Source organism: Streptomyces sp. NPDC006012, assembly GCF_042871185.1.
GTDB lineage: Bacteria > Actinomycetota > Actinomycetes > Streptomycetales > Streptomycetaceae > Streptomyces.
Window position 1 is genome coordinate 93,228 of sequence record NZ_JBIAIE010000023.1, and the last position, 16,043, is coordinate 109,270.

12 protein-coding genes are annotated in these 16,043 nt (G+C 71.5%); 4 read left to right on the forward strand and 8 right to left on the reverse strand.

The genetic code is table 11. The features are described from left to right. The first annotated feature begins 209 nt into the window (after positions 1 to 209). Positions 210 to 1,238: a glycosyltransferase family 2 protein gene (locus ACFYPJ_RS30290; RefSeq protein ID WP_389023949.1), complete on the forward strand. Its 1,029-nt coding sequence runs from the start codon at positions 210 to 212 to the stop codon at positions 1,236 to 1,238. Between the two features lie 204 nt (positions 1,239 to 1,442). Here the strand turns inward: ACFYPJ_RS30290 and ACFYPJ_RS30295 are convergent, their stop codons facing one another. The 4 genes from ACFYPJ_RS30295 to ACFYPJ_RS30310 all read right to left on the reverse strand — a co-directional run bounded on the left by ACFYPJ_RS30295 (position 1,443) and on the right by ACFYPJ_RS30310 (position 7,875). Further along, positions 1,443 to 3,098 (reverse strand): LCP family protein, encoded by a 1,656-nt coding sequence (locus ACFYPJ_RS30295; protein WP_389023952.1) that lies wholly within the window; start codon positions 3,096 to 3,098, stop codon positions 1,443 to 1,445. A gap of 243 nt (positions 3,099 to 3,341) precedes the next feature. Further along, entirely contained in the window at positions 3,342 to 5,087 is a 1,746-nt protein-coding gene (locus ACFYPJ_RS30300) for an LCP family protein (RefSeq protein WP_389023955.1), read from the reverse strand. A gap of 225 nt (positions 5,088 to 5,312) precedes the next feature. Next, positions 5,313 to 6,506: an LCP family protein gene (locus ACFYPJ_RS30305; RefSeq protein ID WP_389023958.1), complete on the reverse strand. Its 1,194-nt coding sequence runs from the start codon at positions 6,504 to 6,506 to the stop codon at positions 5,313 to 5,315. Between the two features lie 613 nt (positions 6,507 to 7,119). Then, positions 7,120 to 7,875, reverse strand: coding sequence for a TIGR03089 family protein (locus ACFYPJ_RS30310; RefSeq protein ID WP_389023961.1), 756 nt, complete (start codon positions 7,873 to 7,875; stop codon positions 7,120 to 7,122). Between the two features lie 129 nt (positions 7,876 to 8,004). On the opposite strand from ACFYPJ_RS30310, the gene ACFYPJ_RS30315 reads away from it, so the two are divergent. After that, positions 8,005 to 9,438, forward strand: coding sequence for a peptidoglycan recognition protein (locus ACFYPJ_RS30315; protein WP_389023963.1), 1,434 nt, complete (start codon positions 8,005 to 8,007; stop codon positions 9,436 to 9,438). Positions 9,439 to 9,599: 161 nt separating this feature from the next. Continuing rightward, entirely contained in the window at positions 9,600 to 10,682 is a 1,083-nt protein-coding gene (locus ACFYPJ_RS30320) for a sugar phosphate nucleotidyltransferase (protein WP_389023966.1), read from the forward strand. 171 nt (positions 10,683 to 10,853) lie between these two features. On the opposite strand, the gene ACFYPJ_RS30325 is transcribed toward ACFYPJ_RS30320, so the two are convergent. The 4 genes from ACFYPJ_RS30325 to ACFYPJ_RS30340 form a co-directional block, all read right to left on the reverse strand. Beyond that, positions 10,854 to 11,858, reverse strand: coding sequence for a DNA-3-methyladenine glycosylase family protein (locus ACFYPJ_RS30325; RefSeq protein ID WP_389023969.1), 1,005 nt, complete (start codon positions 11,856 to 11,858; stop codon positions 10,854 to 10,856). A gap of 67 nt (positions 11,859 to 11,925) precedes the next feature. Further along, positions 11,926 to 13,275 carry a coenzyme F420-0:L-glutamate ligase gene (locus ACFYPJ_RS30330; RefSeq protein ID WP_389023972.1) on the reverse strand — a complete coding sequence of 450 codons (1,350 nt, stop codon included), beginning with the start codon at positions 13,273 to 13,275 and terminating at the stop codon, positions 11,926 to 11,928. Beyond that, positions 13,272 to 14,231 (reverse strand): 2-phospho-L-lactate transferase, encoded by a 960-nt coding sequence (gene cofD, locus ACFYPJ_RS30335; protein ID WP_389023975.1) that lies wholly within the window; start codon positions 14,229 to 14,231, stop codon positions 13,272 to 13,274. Before cofD ends, ACFYPJ_RS30330 begins: the two co-directional genes overlap by 4 nt. A 33-nt stretch (positions 14,232 to 14,264) precedes the next feature. Continuing rightward, positions 14,265 to 14,771, reverse strand: a complete 507-nt coding sequence (locus ACFYPJ_RS30340; protein WP_389023978.1) for a cysteine dioxygenase — start codon at positions 14,769 to 14,771, stop codon at positions 14,265 to 14,267. A gap of 808 nt (positions 14,772 to 15,579) precedes the next feature. Between ACFYPJ_RS30340 and ACFYPJ_RS30345 the strand changes: the two genes are divergently transcribed. Next, positions 15,580 to 15,843, forward strand: a complete 264-nt coding sequence (locus tag ACFYPJ_RS30345) for a WhiB family transcriptional regulator (RefSeq protein ID WP_003975777.1) — start codon at positions 15,580 to 15,582, stop codon at positions 15,841 to 15,843. Positions 15,844 to 16,043 lie beyond the last annotated feature (200 nt).

A 16,043-nucleotide genomic window follows, 5' to 3' on the forward strand; every position in this document is an offset into this window, starting at 1 on the left:
CGCGGGCGGCCGCGGCACACGGCGGGGCGGCTGCGGGCGGCGCTGCGGCCGGGCAGCGGGCCGGGGCGGGCTGGGGGGCAAGGGGACACCTCCGGACGACGGCCGTACGTGGGATCCGGCGTAACGGTAGGCCCATACGATCTCCAGCCCGCCGCACTAGCCCGGCGGCACGCACCGGTGTCCCCCGTTCGCGGTAACGTGAGCCCCCTATGAACGCCAAGTCCGACGTGCGGCTCCCCGCAGTTTCTGTGATCATGCCCGTCCTCGACGAGGAGCGGCACCTGCGCGCAGCCGTCCAAGCGATCCTCGCGCAGGAGTACGCCGGTGAGATGGAGGTCGTGATCGCCCTCGGTCCGTCCACGGACCGCACGGACGAGATCGCCGCCGAACTGGTCCGTGACGACCCGCGCGTGCACACCGTCCCGAACCCGACCGGCCGTACCCCGGCCGGCCTCAACGCAGCGATCAAAGCCTCCCGTCACCCGATCGTGGTACGCGTCGACGGGCACGGCATGCTCTCGCCCAACTACATCGCCACCGCCGTACGGCTCCTGGAGGAGACCGGCGCGCAGAACGTCGGCGGCATCATGCACGCCGAGGGCGAGAACGACTGGGAGCACGCCGTCGCCGCCGCGATGACCTCGAAGATCGGCGTCGGCAACGCCGCCTTCCACACCGGCGGCACGGCAGGCCCGGCGGAGACCGTCTACCTCGGTGTCTTCCGGCGCGCGGTGCTGGAGCAACAGGGCGGCTACAACGAGGAGTTCATCCGCGCCCAGGACTGGGAGCTGAACTTCCGCATCCGTGAGGCCGGCGGCGGGATCTGGTTCTCGCCGGAGCTGAAGGTGTCCTACCGCCCGCGGCCCTCGGTGCGCGCCCTGGCCAAGCAGTACAAGAACTACGGCCGTTGGCGGCACGTCGTCGCCCGCTACCACGAGGGCTCCATCAACCTGCGCTACCTGGCCCCGCCGACGGCGGTGTGCGCGATAGCCGCGGGCATCGTGGTGGGCGTCGCCCTGACCCCGTGGGCCCTGGTGGTCCCGGGCGGTTATCTGGCGGCGATCGTCGCCGGTTCGGTCCCCGCGGGCAAGGGGCTGCCGCCGGCCGCCCGCCTGCGCATCCCCGTGGCCCTCGCCACCATGCACATGTCCTGGGGCTGGGGTTTCCTGACCAGCCCGCGCTCCCTGGCCAGGCGGGTCATCGCCGCCCGCCGCCCGGCGGTGGCGAACACCCCCTGAGCCGCTGCATCCCGGAACGCGCGCGGGCCCCTTCCCACAATTTGGGAAGGGGCCCGTCGTCGTCAGCGCGCCACCACTGGCAGGGCATCACCAGCGGCAGAACATCACCACTGGCCGGCCTCACCGGTGGCGGGCCTCCTCAGCGGCAGGGCCCTACCGATGCCAGGGCTTCACCACTGGTCCGGCTCTGCCACTGCCACGGCCTTACCACTGGTAAGGCTTGTACACGTCCATGCACTGGCCCTTGTCCGAGCCGTTGATGACGTCGGAGGTGCTGGGCAGGTCACCGGCCTTCGGGGGCGCCTGCTTCGGATAGGCGGTGCCGCTGCGCCAGTCGGCACCCACGACGACCGTGACCCCCGACACATCGGTCGACTGCTTCACCGACCCCGCCGGGATCCCCAGCGACTTGGCGACCGCGGCGGCGTCGCCCGCCAGATCCGCGCTCGGGTACCGCACCGTCGTCCGTTCCTCGGACAGCGCCGCCGACGTGTCCTTCGTCGCCCTGGTGTAGCCCTGCTGCGCCAGCACCTGACTGATCGCGTCCGCCCGGCCCGGGACCGCGGCGAGCGTGGACGTCCGGGTGCCGTTCTGCACCATCACACCGAGCCGGTCGGGGGAGACGGACGGCGCCTTGGACGCCTTGGGCGAGCTCGGGGCCGTCGTCTTCTTCTTCGGCGTGGCCGCACCCTTGTTGTCGAACGGCACGTCGTCACGGAGCATCTGCCACAGCTTGTCGGCGTCGGCGGTGTTCGGCACGACGTGCGCGTCCGGGTCCTGGGGGTCCTCCAGCCAGGGCATCGTCGTCATGGTGATGCGGTTCGTCGGCACCGATTTGAGCTGCATGCCCAGGTCGTAGAGCTTCTTGACCGTGCCGATCTCCTCGGAGACCTTGAGCGAGTCGACGGCCGAATTGGCGAGGCCCATCAGCCGCCCGGTGTCCGTGAAGACGTTCTGCTGCTTCAGCGTGCGGATCATCGAGTTCAGGTACATGTGCTGGGCCCTGGCGCGCAGCGGGTCGCTGCCCCAGGCGTGCCGGGTGCGCAGCCACTGGAGCGCCTGCTTGCCCTGCACCTTGTGGGTGCCGGCCGTCAGCTTCAGGCCCGAGCCGCCGCCCGTGCCGGGCAGCGGGCGGTCCCACACGTTCTGCTTCACACACACGTCGACGCCGCCGATGGCGTCCGCCATGCTCACCACGCCGCCGAAGTCGATCGTCATCCAGTGGTCGATGTAGATCCCGGTGAGGTTCTCCCAGGTGGACAGCGTGCAGCCGGCTCCGCCACGGGCGAGCGTCTTGTTGATGATGGCGTTGGTCGCCCGGAACTTCTGGCCGGTCTTGGGGTCCTTGCACGCGGGTATGTCGACCCGGGTGTCACGCGGGATGCTCACCAGCGCCGCGCTCTTGCGGTCCGCGGAGAGGTGGATGAGCATCTGCACATCGGCGAGCGGTGGATTGGTACGGAGGTCCTTGCCGCCGCCCAGCTTCAGGTTCGCGTCCGTGTCACGGCTGTCGGAACCCAGCAGCAGGATGTTGATCGGCGTCTGCCCGGCCGCGTTCGGATGGGCCTTCTTCGCCTTGGAGTCGCCGCTGCTGCGCTGCCCCTTCTGGATGGCGCCGTTGAGGTGCTGGTAATAGAGGTAGCCGGCGCCCGCCGTGCCCAATATCACCACCGCGAGCACCGTCGCCGACCAGCGCAGCACCCGCCTTCTGCGACTTCGTCTCGGGCCGCCCGGGCCGCTGCCGTGCCGCCCCCCGCCGCTGTGCCGGCCGCCTCCGTCGGACACACCTGACTTCCGCGGTACGAGTGGCGTCGTGCTCTCGACCGCGGGAACTTCCCCCCGCACACCGCTCTGCGCCAAAACCCTGCCCTCCCCACCCTGCGCCTGCCATACGGGTCCGTCCCGCGCCTGGTTAGACGCACGACGGACCCAATGGGTTACCTGGAAGACGCACCTTGTCTGCTTGCGATCCTCAGCGGTGCCGGCGCCGTACGGCCACCGGCGCAGGAACGCCGGGTAAACGGCGGAGCGCCGCCGGACGCGGGTGACCGGCGTTCCGGGGAGAAGGCAACCGTCCGGATGTCCGGCCGGGGCGGGTTTCGGCTAGGACGCGCACTTGACCTCGTCCGCCGTGGACTTGTCGACGTCCGGCGCCTTCGGCGGAGCGGACAGCGACTCACCCGGGCCCTGGAAGTCCTTGCCCAGGGTCAGCGTCATCGCCGGCAGTCCCTGCGAGTTGGTCACGCTCTCGCCGGGCTTCAGCTGGGCACCGGCGAGCCCCAGGAGGGAGGCCAGTTCGCGGGCCTGGTCCGCCTGGTCGGGCGCGTACTCAAGGGTGGTCTTGCTCAGCTTCACGCCCGCGGCGGCGTTGCCGGCGTTCTCCGACTTGAGTACGCCCTTGTCGTTCTGCAGCCACTCCAGGGCCTTCTGCGCCATGCCGGTGTCGGCGCCGCCGTTGAGGATCCGCACCCGGACCGCGGACGGGTCGGACTTGGTGCCCTTGAGCCGGCCGGCCTCCGCGTCCTTCTTCTGCTGCTGCTTCTTTTTCTGCACCGCGGTGAAGGAGACGTCGTTCTTGATCGCGGTGAACACGGCAGGGGCGGTCGCCTCGTTGAGGACGACCGTGGCCTTGACCTTCTCCGCCGGGTTGTCCAAGACCGGGATGGTCGTGAAGGCCATGTTCTTCAGATTGAGTTTGCCCAGCTCAAGACCCAGGTCCTTGAGCTTGCCGATGCTGTCCAGCTTGTCGTCGACGGTCAGCGCCTCGGTGCCGGCATTCGCCAGCTTCAGCATCTTCGTCGGGCTGGTCAGGGTGGAGTTCCCCTTCAGCTTGCGCATCAGCGCGCTCAGGAACTGCTGTTGCAGCGAGATCCGGCTGAGGTCGCCGCCGAAGCCGACGGAGTGCCGGGTGCGCACGAACGCCAGCGCCTGTTCACCGGAGATGTTGTGCTTGCCCTTGGGCAGCTTGAGGTGCGAGTCGGGGTCGTCGATGTCCTTGGCCAGACAGATCTCGACGCCGCCGACGGCCTCGGTCAGCGTCTTGACCGCGTTGAAGTCGGCGACCATGAAGTCGTCCGGCGTGACCCCGGTCAGCTCGGTCACCGTGCGCATGGTGCAGCTCGGGGTCCGTCCGTCCTGCCCGAGGCTCGTGTTGAAGCGGACGCCCTGCGTGCCCGGAATGACCTTGGTGCTGCCGTCGGGCTGCTGGGTCGGGCAGTCCGGGACGTCGACGATCAGGTCGCGCGGGATGCTCAGCGCGGTCGCGTTCGACCGGTCCTTGGCCACGTGGAGCAGGATGTTGGTGTCGGCGTGCCCGACGCTGCCCGTGTCGCCGTAGCCCTCGTTGCCCGAACCGGTGCGTTTGTCCGTACCGATCAGCAGGATGTTGATGGCCTGGTCCGTGCGGAAGCCACCCGTGCTCGCGCCGTCGTCGGAGACGGACGTGATGTTGCCGTTGAGGTGTCTGATGTAGAGGTAACCGGCCGCCGACACGGCGACCAGGACGAACGCCAGGGAGCCGCCGGTCCACAGCAGCGCCTTCTTCGCCTTCGTCTTCTTCTTCGCCGGCCGCCGGCCGCGGCCGCGCACGGGCTGCTCCGGTTCCCCGCGGCGCCGGCGCTGCGCCGGGATCTCCCCTCCCGGTCCTCTGCCCTGCCCTTGTCCCGGTGCCGCCGTCCGGTCGCCGGGCCTGCGGCCGGTCTCACGTGCTCCGGAACGGCGCGGACCGGGCACCGACGACTGCGGAGCGGGAGGGCCCAGTCGCAGTTCGTATTCGCCGGTGTTCGGATTGAGCACCCACTGGTCTGCGGGATCGATGTTGTCCGCCCGCCCACGGCCTTGCGCGTCCACGGTTGTTCGAATCCTCCGTCGGGGCCACGCGGCGCCTCCCCCCTTCAAGGCGCTCGGGTCTCGGTCAAACAGTGCACAGTCCCACGGCCTCGTGGTGTGGTGCACCGGGTCACACTATCCGCCCAGTTCAGCGTCGAGGGACGGCAGTGAGAAATTCCGCACCCCTTACAACCGCACAATCCGCCGCATACACCTGGATACAAGCCCGTCGACTTGCTCCGCACTTCATGCGCAGCCGTCCTCGGCGGCCGTCCTGCCGGGGAACGTCGGAACCGGGGAAGGGGGCTGCTGCCCGCCTGATTTGCCGCTGTTTGTCATTGAATGCTGCGGATTGTTCTTGGTGGTCGTCACGGGCTTGTCGGACCGCAGCTGCGCGAACAGTTTCCCGGCCTCGGGCTGGACGAGCTGGTCGCGATTGGTGTCGTAGGGGTACGAATTTCGCGGAACGGTCATGAACTGCACATGTTCGGTGGGGATGTTCCGCAGCCCGCGTACCAGTTGGTACAAACCGCGCAGACTGGCCAGCTCGGGATCGGTGGTGAGCGACGAGGTGGCCGCGTCCAGCAGGGGGTAGAGCTTCACCGGGTTCAGCAGGATGTCGTTGCTGCGCGCCTTGTCGACGAGCGCGGCGAGGAACTGCTGCTGGCGCTGCATCCGGTCGGTGTCGCTGCCGTCGCCCAGGGTCTTGCGGGCCCGTACGAAGCCCAGTGCCTGCTCGCCGTCGAGCGGGACCCGGCCCGCCGGCAGCTTCAGCTTGGCGGCCTTGTCGTCGACGGGTTTCCGCAGACACACCTCCACGCCGTCGACGGCGTCCACCATCTTCTTGAAGCCGCTGAAGTCGACGACGGCGTAGTGGTCGATCCGGATGTCCGTCAGCTTCTCGACGGTCCGTACCGCGCAGGCCGAACCGCCCGTCTCGAAGGCGTAGTTGAGCATCGTCAGGGCCGGCCGGCTGCGCCCGCCGTCCGCCCGCAGGCAGCTCGGCACGTCGACCATCAGGTCCCGGGGGAGGGACACGGCGGTGGCGCTGCGCCGGTCGGCGGCGAGGTGAAGCAGGATCATGGTGTCGGAGCGCGCGGTGCCCGAGTCCCGCCCGTACGTCCCGTTGTCGTCCCCCGCGCGGGTGTCGGACCCGATGAGCAGGATGTTCTGTGCGCCGTGCACCAGCGCGGTGGGCCGCTCGCGCTCGTAGCGGGCCAGCTCGGCGGCGGCTGCCTCGTCCGCCGTCATGTTTCCGTTCAGCCTCGTGTACAGGGCCCACCCGCCCCCGGAGCCCAGCAGGACCAGCGCCGCCAGCCCCAGCGCCGACCCCGTCGTCCACCGCCGCCGGCGCCGACGTGTCAGCCCGTCCCCGGTGGCGGAGGCGCCGGCCCCGGGACCGGGGGCGCTCCCGGAGGGCGTACCTGCGGTGTCGCTCACGTACGGTCCACCCCCTCGTGGCGTACGAACGTGCGGTTCTGCTCCTTCGACGATCGCCCGGATGGGTGCCGAAGGCGGCCCGGATTACTCCGAACGGGTGATGGCGCCGGGGTCCGCGGGAAGGGCTGGAGGGGGCGCGAGCGCTCGGCGCGCGGTGTCGTCCCGGGGTGCGGCAGAGGGGCCGGATCATGCGGGTGACCAGGGAAAACGGGCGCAGTTCGCGACTCGTCCCGGGTCCGTCCCGGATCCCGCGAGGCGTCGTCGGGCCGTACCTGGCAGCGGCCCGTACCCCGGAAGGGCGGGAGTCGGCAACGGGGTGCCGGGAGGTGAGGGGCGTGTGCGTGGACCGAAGGTGCCGGGGACGGCAATCGCCGCCGCGGACGCCGCAATCCGGATGTGTTTGGATGTGTCCGTATGTGTTGGAGTATGTCCGGTGGGTCCGGTGGGTCTGGTGGGTCCGGGGTGGCTGGTTGTGGCCAGTACCTCTACCGCCCGTGTTTCTCCGCTCCCCCTCAGGGCCCGTACTCCTCCGGCCCGTACTCCTCCGGTCCGTACTTCTCCGGCACCCCTTCGGACCGCCGGGGTGGGGGAGGGGTGCCGGAGACGGTCTGCGTCAGTGGCGGGAGGCGGTCACCCGCTCGCTCTCCATCCGCTTGTTCAAGGCGTCCTCGTCCAGTCGGGTCAGGTGTCGGCACAGCACCACGGACCCCCCGACGGCCAGCGGGGCGTACAGGCCCGCGCTCAGGCCCTCCCAGGTGTCGTACGGCAGTCCGGACAGCAGCCGGGAGCCGGGCCCGGTCAGGTCCAGCTCGGGCGCGTCGGTGCGGGCCCGGTCGATGACCTCGGACCCGGTCAGCTCCGCCCCGGCCACGATCAGCGCGGGCTCCTCCGGATCGACCGGCGCGAAGGGCGCGAACCGGTCTCCCTGGCCCGGCACCTCCGCCGCGTAGTCGAGGAACCCGGCCGGCGGCTGCGGGAAACGCCCGCCCAGCGGCCGCAACGCCAGTGCGACCCGCTCGCCGGAACAGGCCCGCGCCGCCTCCAGCGTGTCCGGCCCGCTCACCACGACGTCCGCCGCGGCGGGATCCCCGGCCACGTCCGCGACCGCGCCCACCGACGCACACGCCAGCAGCCACACCGCGGTCTGCCAGTGCGCCGGCAACAGCAGCGCGACCCGGTCCCCGGGGCCCGCGGCCAGGTCCCCCTGGAGCAGATTCGCGGTCTTGGCCACCCAATTGGCGAAGGTGGCCACGGACAGTTCGACACGTTCGCCCGTGGCGTCGTCGTAGAAGGTCACCAGGGGGCGTCCGGGATCCGCGGCAAGCGCGGAACGCAGCAGGTCGGCGGGGGTGCGATCGGTGGCGTTCACCCGCGCAAGGGTACGCGGCGCCCCGTGTGCCGACCGCCCGGCGGCGCCACCGGTTCGGACGAACGGAACCCGACGGCCCGTCAAGTCCGCAATGGACAGATATGTGTGGCTCTGTTGAAGATCAGGGACATGCGTGGATTCCTCTGCTTTTCCTCCCAGTTCTCTCGTTTCTCCCGGATCTCCCCGATCGGCGCCCCCACGGTCGGCCTCACCTGTGCGGCCGTGCTCTCCCTTCCCCTGGCCGTGCCCGCAGCCGCCGCGCCCGCGCGACCGGCACCGCCCGTGGCCGGGTCCATGACCGGCGGCCGGACCTCCGGCCCAGCGGTCCCCGGCAGCACCCAGTCGCTGCCGCTCGTCCCCCTCACCCGCGAACGCGTCCTCGGCTCCGCCCCCGAGCAGGGCGTCCACCGCCAGGACGTACGCCACTTCTCCCTCGTCGGTGTCGTCTGGGACAACCCCGGCACCGAACTCCACGGCCAGGTCCAGGTCCGCACCCGCGCCGCCGCGACCGGCACCTGGTCCGGCTGGCAGGACGTCGACACGCACAACGCGCACGGCGCCGACCCGGACACCGCGGAGAGCACCTCCGGCCGGGTGCACGGCGCCACGGCCCCGCTGTGGGTGGGCGACTCGGACGCCGTGGAACTACGGGTGCGCGCCGACGCCGCACCGGCCACCGGCGACGGCCGTACCTCGACCGCCGTCTCCCCCCTGCCGTCGGGGCTGCGCCTGGAACTCATCGATCCCGGCGCGGTGTCACCGGCCCAGGGCTCCCCGGGCGACCCGGACCGTACCGGCGTCGGCCTGGACGACGCCGAGGCCGGCGCCTCCGCCGCCAACGCCGACCTCGTCCCGCTCGGCGCACGCGAGATCCCGGCGCTCAGCAAGGAGGACGCCGAGCGGGAAGCGCTCGCCCCGCGCGGCCCCGAATCGGCCGGGACGCAGCTCGCGAAGCCGCACACCGCGCCGCGCCCGCGCATCGTCACCCGGCACGGCTGGGGCGCGGACGAGAAGCTGCGCGAACGGGGCTTCGTCTACACCAAGACGGTCAAGGCGGCGTTCGTGCACCACACCGCCTCGGGCAACAACTACAAGTGCTCGCAGGCCCCGTCCGTCATCCGCGGTATCTACCGCTACCACGTCAAGAGCATGGGCTGGCGGGACATCGGCTACAACTTCCTCGTCGACAAGTGCGGAAACATCTACGAGGGCCGCGCCGGAGGTGTGACCAAGGCCGTCAGGGGCGCCCACACCCTCGGTTTCAACAGCGACAGCATGGGCGTCGCGGTCATCGGCACCTTCAACTCCGCCAAGCCGCCCGCCGCCGCGGTGACCGGCGCCGCCAAGCTCACCGCCTGGAAGCTCGGCCTGTTCGGCGCCAACCCGAAGGGGAAGACATACCTGAAGTCCGGCGGTGGCAATCTGTACCCGAAGGGGAAGAACGTACGACTGAACGTGATCTCCGGTCACCGGGACGGGTACTCCACGGACTGCCCGGGCAAGCAGCTGTACTCCAAGCTCGGCACGGTCCGTGCCGCCGCGGCCCGCTACCAGGGGCGCTGAGGCCGGGGCGTGCGTTCACGCCGTCGAGGACGGCCGGGGGGACATCGCACGCGTACACCGCGTGAAACCGCGCGGTCATCGAGGGCGTCGTCGCAGGGTCTGCATACACTGACCGGCCGAAAGACGGTTCGGCCGGTCCCGGCAGGAAGCGGAGACGACAGGTGACAGAAGCGATCCTCCTGGTCGGCGGCAAGGGCACCCGGCTGCGTCCGCTCACGGTCCACACGCCCAAGCCCATGGTCCGGGCGGCCGGAGTCCCGTTCCTCACCCACCAACTGGCCCGGGCGCAGGCGGCGGGCGTGACACACATCGTCCTCGCCACCAGCTATCTGGCCGAGGTCTTCGAGCCGTACTTCGGCGACGGCGCGGCGCTCGGCCTGCACATCGAGTACGTCACCGAGGAGGAGCCGCTGGGCACCGGCGGCGCGATCCGCAACGTCGCCGGGCGGCTCCACTCGGGCCCCGACGACCCGGTGCTGGTCTTCAACGGGGACATCCTCACCGGCCTCGACATCGGAGCGCTGGTGGACACCCACGAATCGACGGGCGCCGACGTCTCCCTGCACCTCACCCAGGTGACGGACCCGCGCGCCTACGGTCTGGTCCCGACCGACGAGACCGGGCGCGTCCTCGCCTTCCTGGAGAAGCCGCAGACCCCCGAGGAGATCGTCACCGACCAGATCAACGCCGGGGCGTACGTCTTCCGGCGTTCGGTGATCGACACCATTCCGGTGGGCCGCCCGGTGTCCGTGGAGCGCGAGACGTTCCCGGACCTGCTGTCGGCGGGCGCCCATCTGCAGGGGATGGTGGACTCGACGTACTGGCTGGACCTGGGCACCCCGGACGCCTTCGTCCGCGGCTCGGCGGACCTGGTCCTCGGCCGGGCACCCTCGCCGGCCGTCCCCGGCCGCTGCGGCGACCGGCTCGTCCTGCCCACGGCCCGGGTCGCGCCGGACGCCAAGCTGACCGGCGGCACGGTGGTGGGCGAGGGTGCCTTCGTGGCCCGGGGCGCCCGGGTGTCGGGCAGCACGATCCTGCCCGGCGCGGTCATCGAACCCGGCGCCGTCATCACCGACTCCATGATCGGCACCCGCGCCCGCGTCGGCGAGCGCTCGGTGCTGACCGGCACGGTCATCGGCGACGGCGCGGTCGTCGGCGCCGACAACGAACTTCGCGCGGGCGCCCGCGTCTGGTGCGACGCCCGCATCCCGGCAGGCGCGGTCCGCTTCTCCTCCGACCAGTAGTTCTCCTCCTCCGGCCAGTAGTTCTCCGTCGACCGCAGCTTTCCGGGCTGGTTCCGGGGGCGCAGGCAGCGCCCGGAAGGGGCGCGGGGAACTGCGCGACCGGCCACGACGGCGTCGCGGACGAACTACGGCACATCGCGGCACTTCCGGCGGAGCGCCCCGCCCGCCCCGCTACAGCCGGCCGATGTCCCCGTGCGGCATCCGCGGCGCCCGCCGCGCCGGTGTCCGTCCGCTCAGCAGGATCAGCCGGGTCGCCCGATGCCGCTGACCCGCGTACGGCTCCAGCAGGGACAGCATCACGGAGTCGTCCGCGTACCGGTCACCGGCAAGCGCCCAGCCCACGATCCCCGGCAGGTGCAGATCCCCGACGGTCACGGCGTCCGGCGCCCCATGACTGCGCTGCACGGTCTCCGCCGACGTCCAGGGGCCGATCCCCGGCAGGACCTCCAACCTCGCCTGCGCGGCCGCCGGCTCCAGCCGGACCGCCTCCTCCAGGCGCGCGGCGACCCGTACGGCCCGCAGGATCGTCGACGCCCGCTTGTCGTCGACCCCGGCCCGGTGCCACTCCCAGGAGGGAATCAGCGCCCAGGTCCGCGGCGCGGGCATCACCCACATACGCCCCTGCACCGGCCCCGGCGCGGGGTCCCCGAACTTCCGCACCAGCAGCCGCCAGGCCCGGTACGCCTCGCCGGTTGTGACCTTCTGCTCCAGGACCGACGGGATCAACGACTCCAGGACCAGCCCGGTACGGGTCAGTCTGAGCCCCGGACGCCGGTGCCGGGTGACGGCCACCAGCCGGTGCCGTGGCGTGAACGCCTCGGGGTCGTCCGCGGCGCCGAGCAACTCGGGCAGCCGTTCCAGCAGCCAGTCCGCTCCGGGGCCCCACGCCTCGCCGCGCACCCGGCCGCCGTACGCCGACACCCGCAGCGTGCCGGGCCCGGCGGGTGTCAGGCTGGCCCGCCACACGGATCCGTCGGGCTCGGCCCGGAACGTGGGATCCGCCGGTCCGCGTCTGAGCGGCCCCAGCACCAGCCGGATGTCGAGCTGCCCCTCCGGCGCCCAGGTCCGTACCCGCTCCGAAACCGGTCCGGCCGGCCGCGGCACGCCCGTGGGCACGGCGGCCTGCCCACCGCGCACGGTGGTGCGCGTGGGCCGCGGAGCGAATCGTCCTGCCATGCGAGAGGTCCCAGAGCTTCCGGTGTCGTCTACTGCTGTTTTCTATCGTCTGCTGACCCCGCGGCGGTCACCGCACTTCGACGAAGTCCGACACCTCGCGCTCCGGACGTTCCCGGGGCTGCTCGGCCGGATGCCCGACCGCGACCGCGCCCATCGGATCCCAGTCCGGTGGGAGCCCGAGCACCTCGCGCACCACGTCCCGGCAGAACATCGTCGACGACACCCAGGCCGAGCCCAGCCGCTCCCCGGCCAGTGCGACGAGGAAGTTCTGCACGCCCGCGCCCGTGGCGACCACGAACATCTCCCGCTCCGCACCGTCCCGCCGCGCGTCCCCGTAGGTGTGCGAGCCGTCCGTCACCAGGCACGGCACGACGAGATACGGCGCACCCCGCAGCACCTCGCCGCGGCGCACCCGCTTGGCGATCGACTCCTCGCTCTTGCCGTCCCGCCGCAGATCGGAGATCCACGCCTCCCGCATGGCGTCGAGCAGCCGGGTGCGCGCCGCCGCCGACTCCAGCAGCACGAACCGCCACGGCGTCGTGTGGTGCGGCGCAGGCGCGGTCACCGCGGCGGCCACCGCCCGCCGCACCGCCCCGGGGTCGACGGGCTCGTCGGTGAAGGCCCGCACGGTGCGCCGCAGGGTCACCGCCTCCCGCACGGCCTCGGAGGTGCCGAGCCGGAACATGTCGTTGCGGGCGTCGCGCACCAGGGCCCGCGCACCCTCCGCGTGCTCATCGCCGACCAACTGCGGCAGTCCGCGCACCACCGCCACCGGACGCCCGGCCGCCTTGCCCTTCACCAGGTCTCCCGCGGCGGCCAGTTCGTCCGCCGTGGCGACGACGGTGGCGCTGAGCGGATTGCCGTGCGCGTCCGTGCCGCCCCGCAGATCGTCCAGGACGCGCACGCCCGCGGCGCCGATCGCCACGTCCGTGAGCCCCGCCCGCCACGGCCGCCCGAAGGTGTCGGTGACCACGATCCCGACGTCCACGCCGAGCGCTTCGCGCAGCCCGTCGCGGACCGCGCGCGCGGACGCGTCGGGGTCCTCGGGCAGCAACAGCACCGTTCCCGCCGGGGTGTTGGAGGCGTCGACCCCGGCGGCGGCCATGACCAGGCCCTGCCGGTTCTCGACGATCCGCAGCGAGCCGCGTCTGGCCACCACCCGTACCGTCTCCGCGTCGATCGCCGCCTCCCGGTCGGCCGCCTCGACGATGCGCCCCTCGGCCTTGGACACGATCTTGGAGGTGACGAGCAGCACGTCCCCGTCACGCAGTCCCGGCTCGGCAGCGGCGATCAGTTTTGCCAGGTCGTCGCCCCGCTGGACCTCGGGAATCCCGGCGACGGCCCAGACCCGGAAACCGTCCGCACCACGCCCCGGCCCCGCACCCCCGTCCGGCCCGCCGATCGTCTCGTCGCTCATGCTCCTCGCACCTCCTGAGCGAGCGCCAGCGCCGCACGCGCCATCTGCGCGGTCGCGGCCACGTCGGTCATCATCAGCGGTACGGCCCGGCAGCGGATGCCGGCCGTCTCGACCCGCTCGACCGCGTCCGCGTCGACCGTGTCGACGAGCCAGCCGTCGAGCAGGCCCGACCCGTAGTGCTCGGCGACCGCCGCCGCCGTGGACTCCACGCCCACCGCCGCGAGCACCTTGTCGGCCATCCCGCGCACGGGCGCGTCCCCGACGATGGGGGACAGGCCCACCACCGGCACCCCCGCGTCGGCGATGGCCTCCCGGATGCCGGGCACGGCGAGGATGGTGCCGACGGAGACGACCGGGTTGGACGGCGGGAAGAGGATCACGTCCGCCTCGGCGATGGCCTCCAGGACGCCCGGTGCCGGCTTGGACTGCTCGGCCCCGACCGGCACGACGGCCTCGGCCGGGACGGAGGCGCGCAGCCGCACCCAGTACTCCTGGAAGTGGACGGCCTTGCGCTCGCCGTCGATCTCGACCGCCACATGCGTCTCGACCCGGTCGTCGGTCATGGGGATCAGCCGCACGCCGGGCTTCCAGCGGTCGCACAGCGCGTCGGTCACCGCGCTCAGCGGATAGCCCGCGCCGAGCATCTGCGTCCGCACGATGTGCGTGGCGAAGTCCCGGTCGCCGAGCCCGAACCACCCGGGGCCGACCCCGTACGCCCCGAGTTCCTCCTTGAGGTGGAAGGTCTCGTCGGCCCGACCCCAGCCCTGTTCCTCGTTGATGCCGCCGCCGAGCGTGTACATCACCGTGTCGAGGTCCGGGCAGACCTTCAGCCCGAAGAGGTGGATGTCGTCGCCGGTGTTGCCGATCACCGTGACGTCCGCGTCCGGCGCGGCCTGTTTCAGACCGCGCAGGAACCGGGCACCACCGATGCCGCCTGCCAGAACCACAATGCGCATGGAATCAGTGTGGCAGCCGGGTACGACAACGCGTCAGGCAGTCAGCGGACGCGGCACGCCGCGGGCCTCGCAGTGCGCGGCGGCGTGCATGGTCATCTCGGTGAGGCCGGGGTGGTAGACGTGCAGACTGACCGCGGGCTCCAGCGCGTCGTTGACCACCTCGTGCACATAACCCGGCGCGAACACCCGCTGCACGCCCGGCGCCAGCACGCGCGCGCCCCGTCCGGACCGCTCCGTCAGCGTGCCCTCCAGGACCGTCAGCACTCCGGAGGACCGGCCGTGGTCGTGCCGTCCGGTGCCCTGCCCGGGGACCCAGGACAGCAGCCACACCTCGTAGCCGGGGCCGGTGCGCAGCCGGTGGTACCAGCGGGTCGTCGCGTCGTACCGGACCAGGTGCGCCCACTGGGCGCGGTCTGCCGCGACGGAGCGGGCGAGGCCCACGAAACCGGCGACGGTCTCCGGGTGCTCGCGCGGGGGCTGGAGCAGGTGGGGGACTTCGAGGATGTCGCCGGCGATCTGCAGGTCGTTGTCGGTGTTCATCGTGGTGCTGTGGGTCCTCGGCAGGAGTGGCGGGGGGCTTCGGGACGGGAGGGCGAAGAGGTGGGAAGAAGTGAGAAGCGGCGAGCAGCGGCGAGAAGCGGTGAGAAGGGGACGCGGGGACGACGCGGAGACGACGCGGGGCAGAGCGGGAAGAGAAGAACGGCGAGCGGTGGGGCCGGGCGAAGCCGAGCGGATGGAGCGCGGGGGCTTCGGGAAGGCGGGCTGAGGCAGTCAGCGGCCGAGTCGGAGGGACTCGGGGGAACAGCCGGAGCGGGCTTGGCTCAACAGCCGCAACAGCGACAACAGCTGCGGCGAGCGCGGGCAGCACCGTGGGACCCGGCGGAGCGGGTCGGGGTGAGAGCCGAGTTCGCGAGCATGCCCTCAAGGACATCGGTTCACACCCGCAGTGTCAACCTGGCATCCGATATGTGGCACATGCTTCACCTCATCCGGTTCCTCTCCCGGGCGAAAGGTTTGCCCGCCGAGCCGCCGGGAGACATCGCGCACATCCGGGAGCGCGGGTTGCGCCGGAACGCGATCGAACTCCTGGGCGTCCTTCTGCGTACGGATCCCCGCAGATCGCTGTACGGGGTCGGCGGCCCTCCCGGGGCCTCCGAAGCGTGTCAAGGTTTATGCCGATTTGAACACTTTCCGCACGGCCTTGGTTCCGCAGAGTGAATAACGGGCTCAATAGCAGATCTCGGCTTGACTCGCCCGGAGCAGCACACTTGTAATTTCACTCGTGTCGTTCAGCCGAAATCGGTAACGGCCGCCACACGGGGACGTGAAAGACAGACGAGGGGCGCACATGACCGAGCTGGTGCAGCAACTGCTGGTCGACGACGCGGACGAGGAACTCGGCTGGCAGGAGCGCGCGCTGTGCGCCCAGACCGATCCCGAGTCCTTCTTCCCCGAGAAGGGCGGCTCGACCAGAGAGGCCAAGAAGGTCTGTCTCGCCTGCGAGGTCCGCTCCGAGTGCCTCGAATACGCCCTCGCCAACGACGAGCGCTTCGGCATCTGGGGCGGCCTGTCCGAACGTGAGCGCCGCAGGCTGAAAAAGGCAGCCGTCTGATCGCGACGGCACGGAACCTGCACGTACCGCGGGTCCCTGACGTGCGGCGGATCCTTCACATACAACGGAACCTTCACGTACATACGTCACGAACGGCCCGTAGCCGGTGGGTTATCCACAGGCGGCGGGCCGTCGCCATGCCCAGCCGATAGTGTGGTCGCTCGTCCGAGACGCCCCGCCGCCCCCTCCGGGTGCGGGCG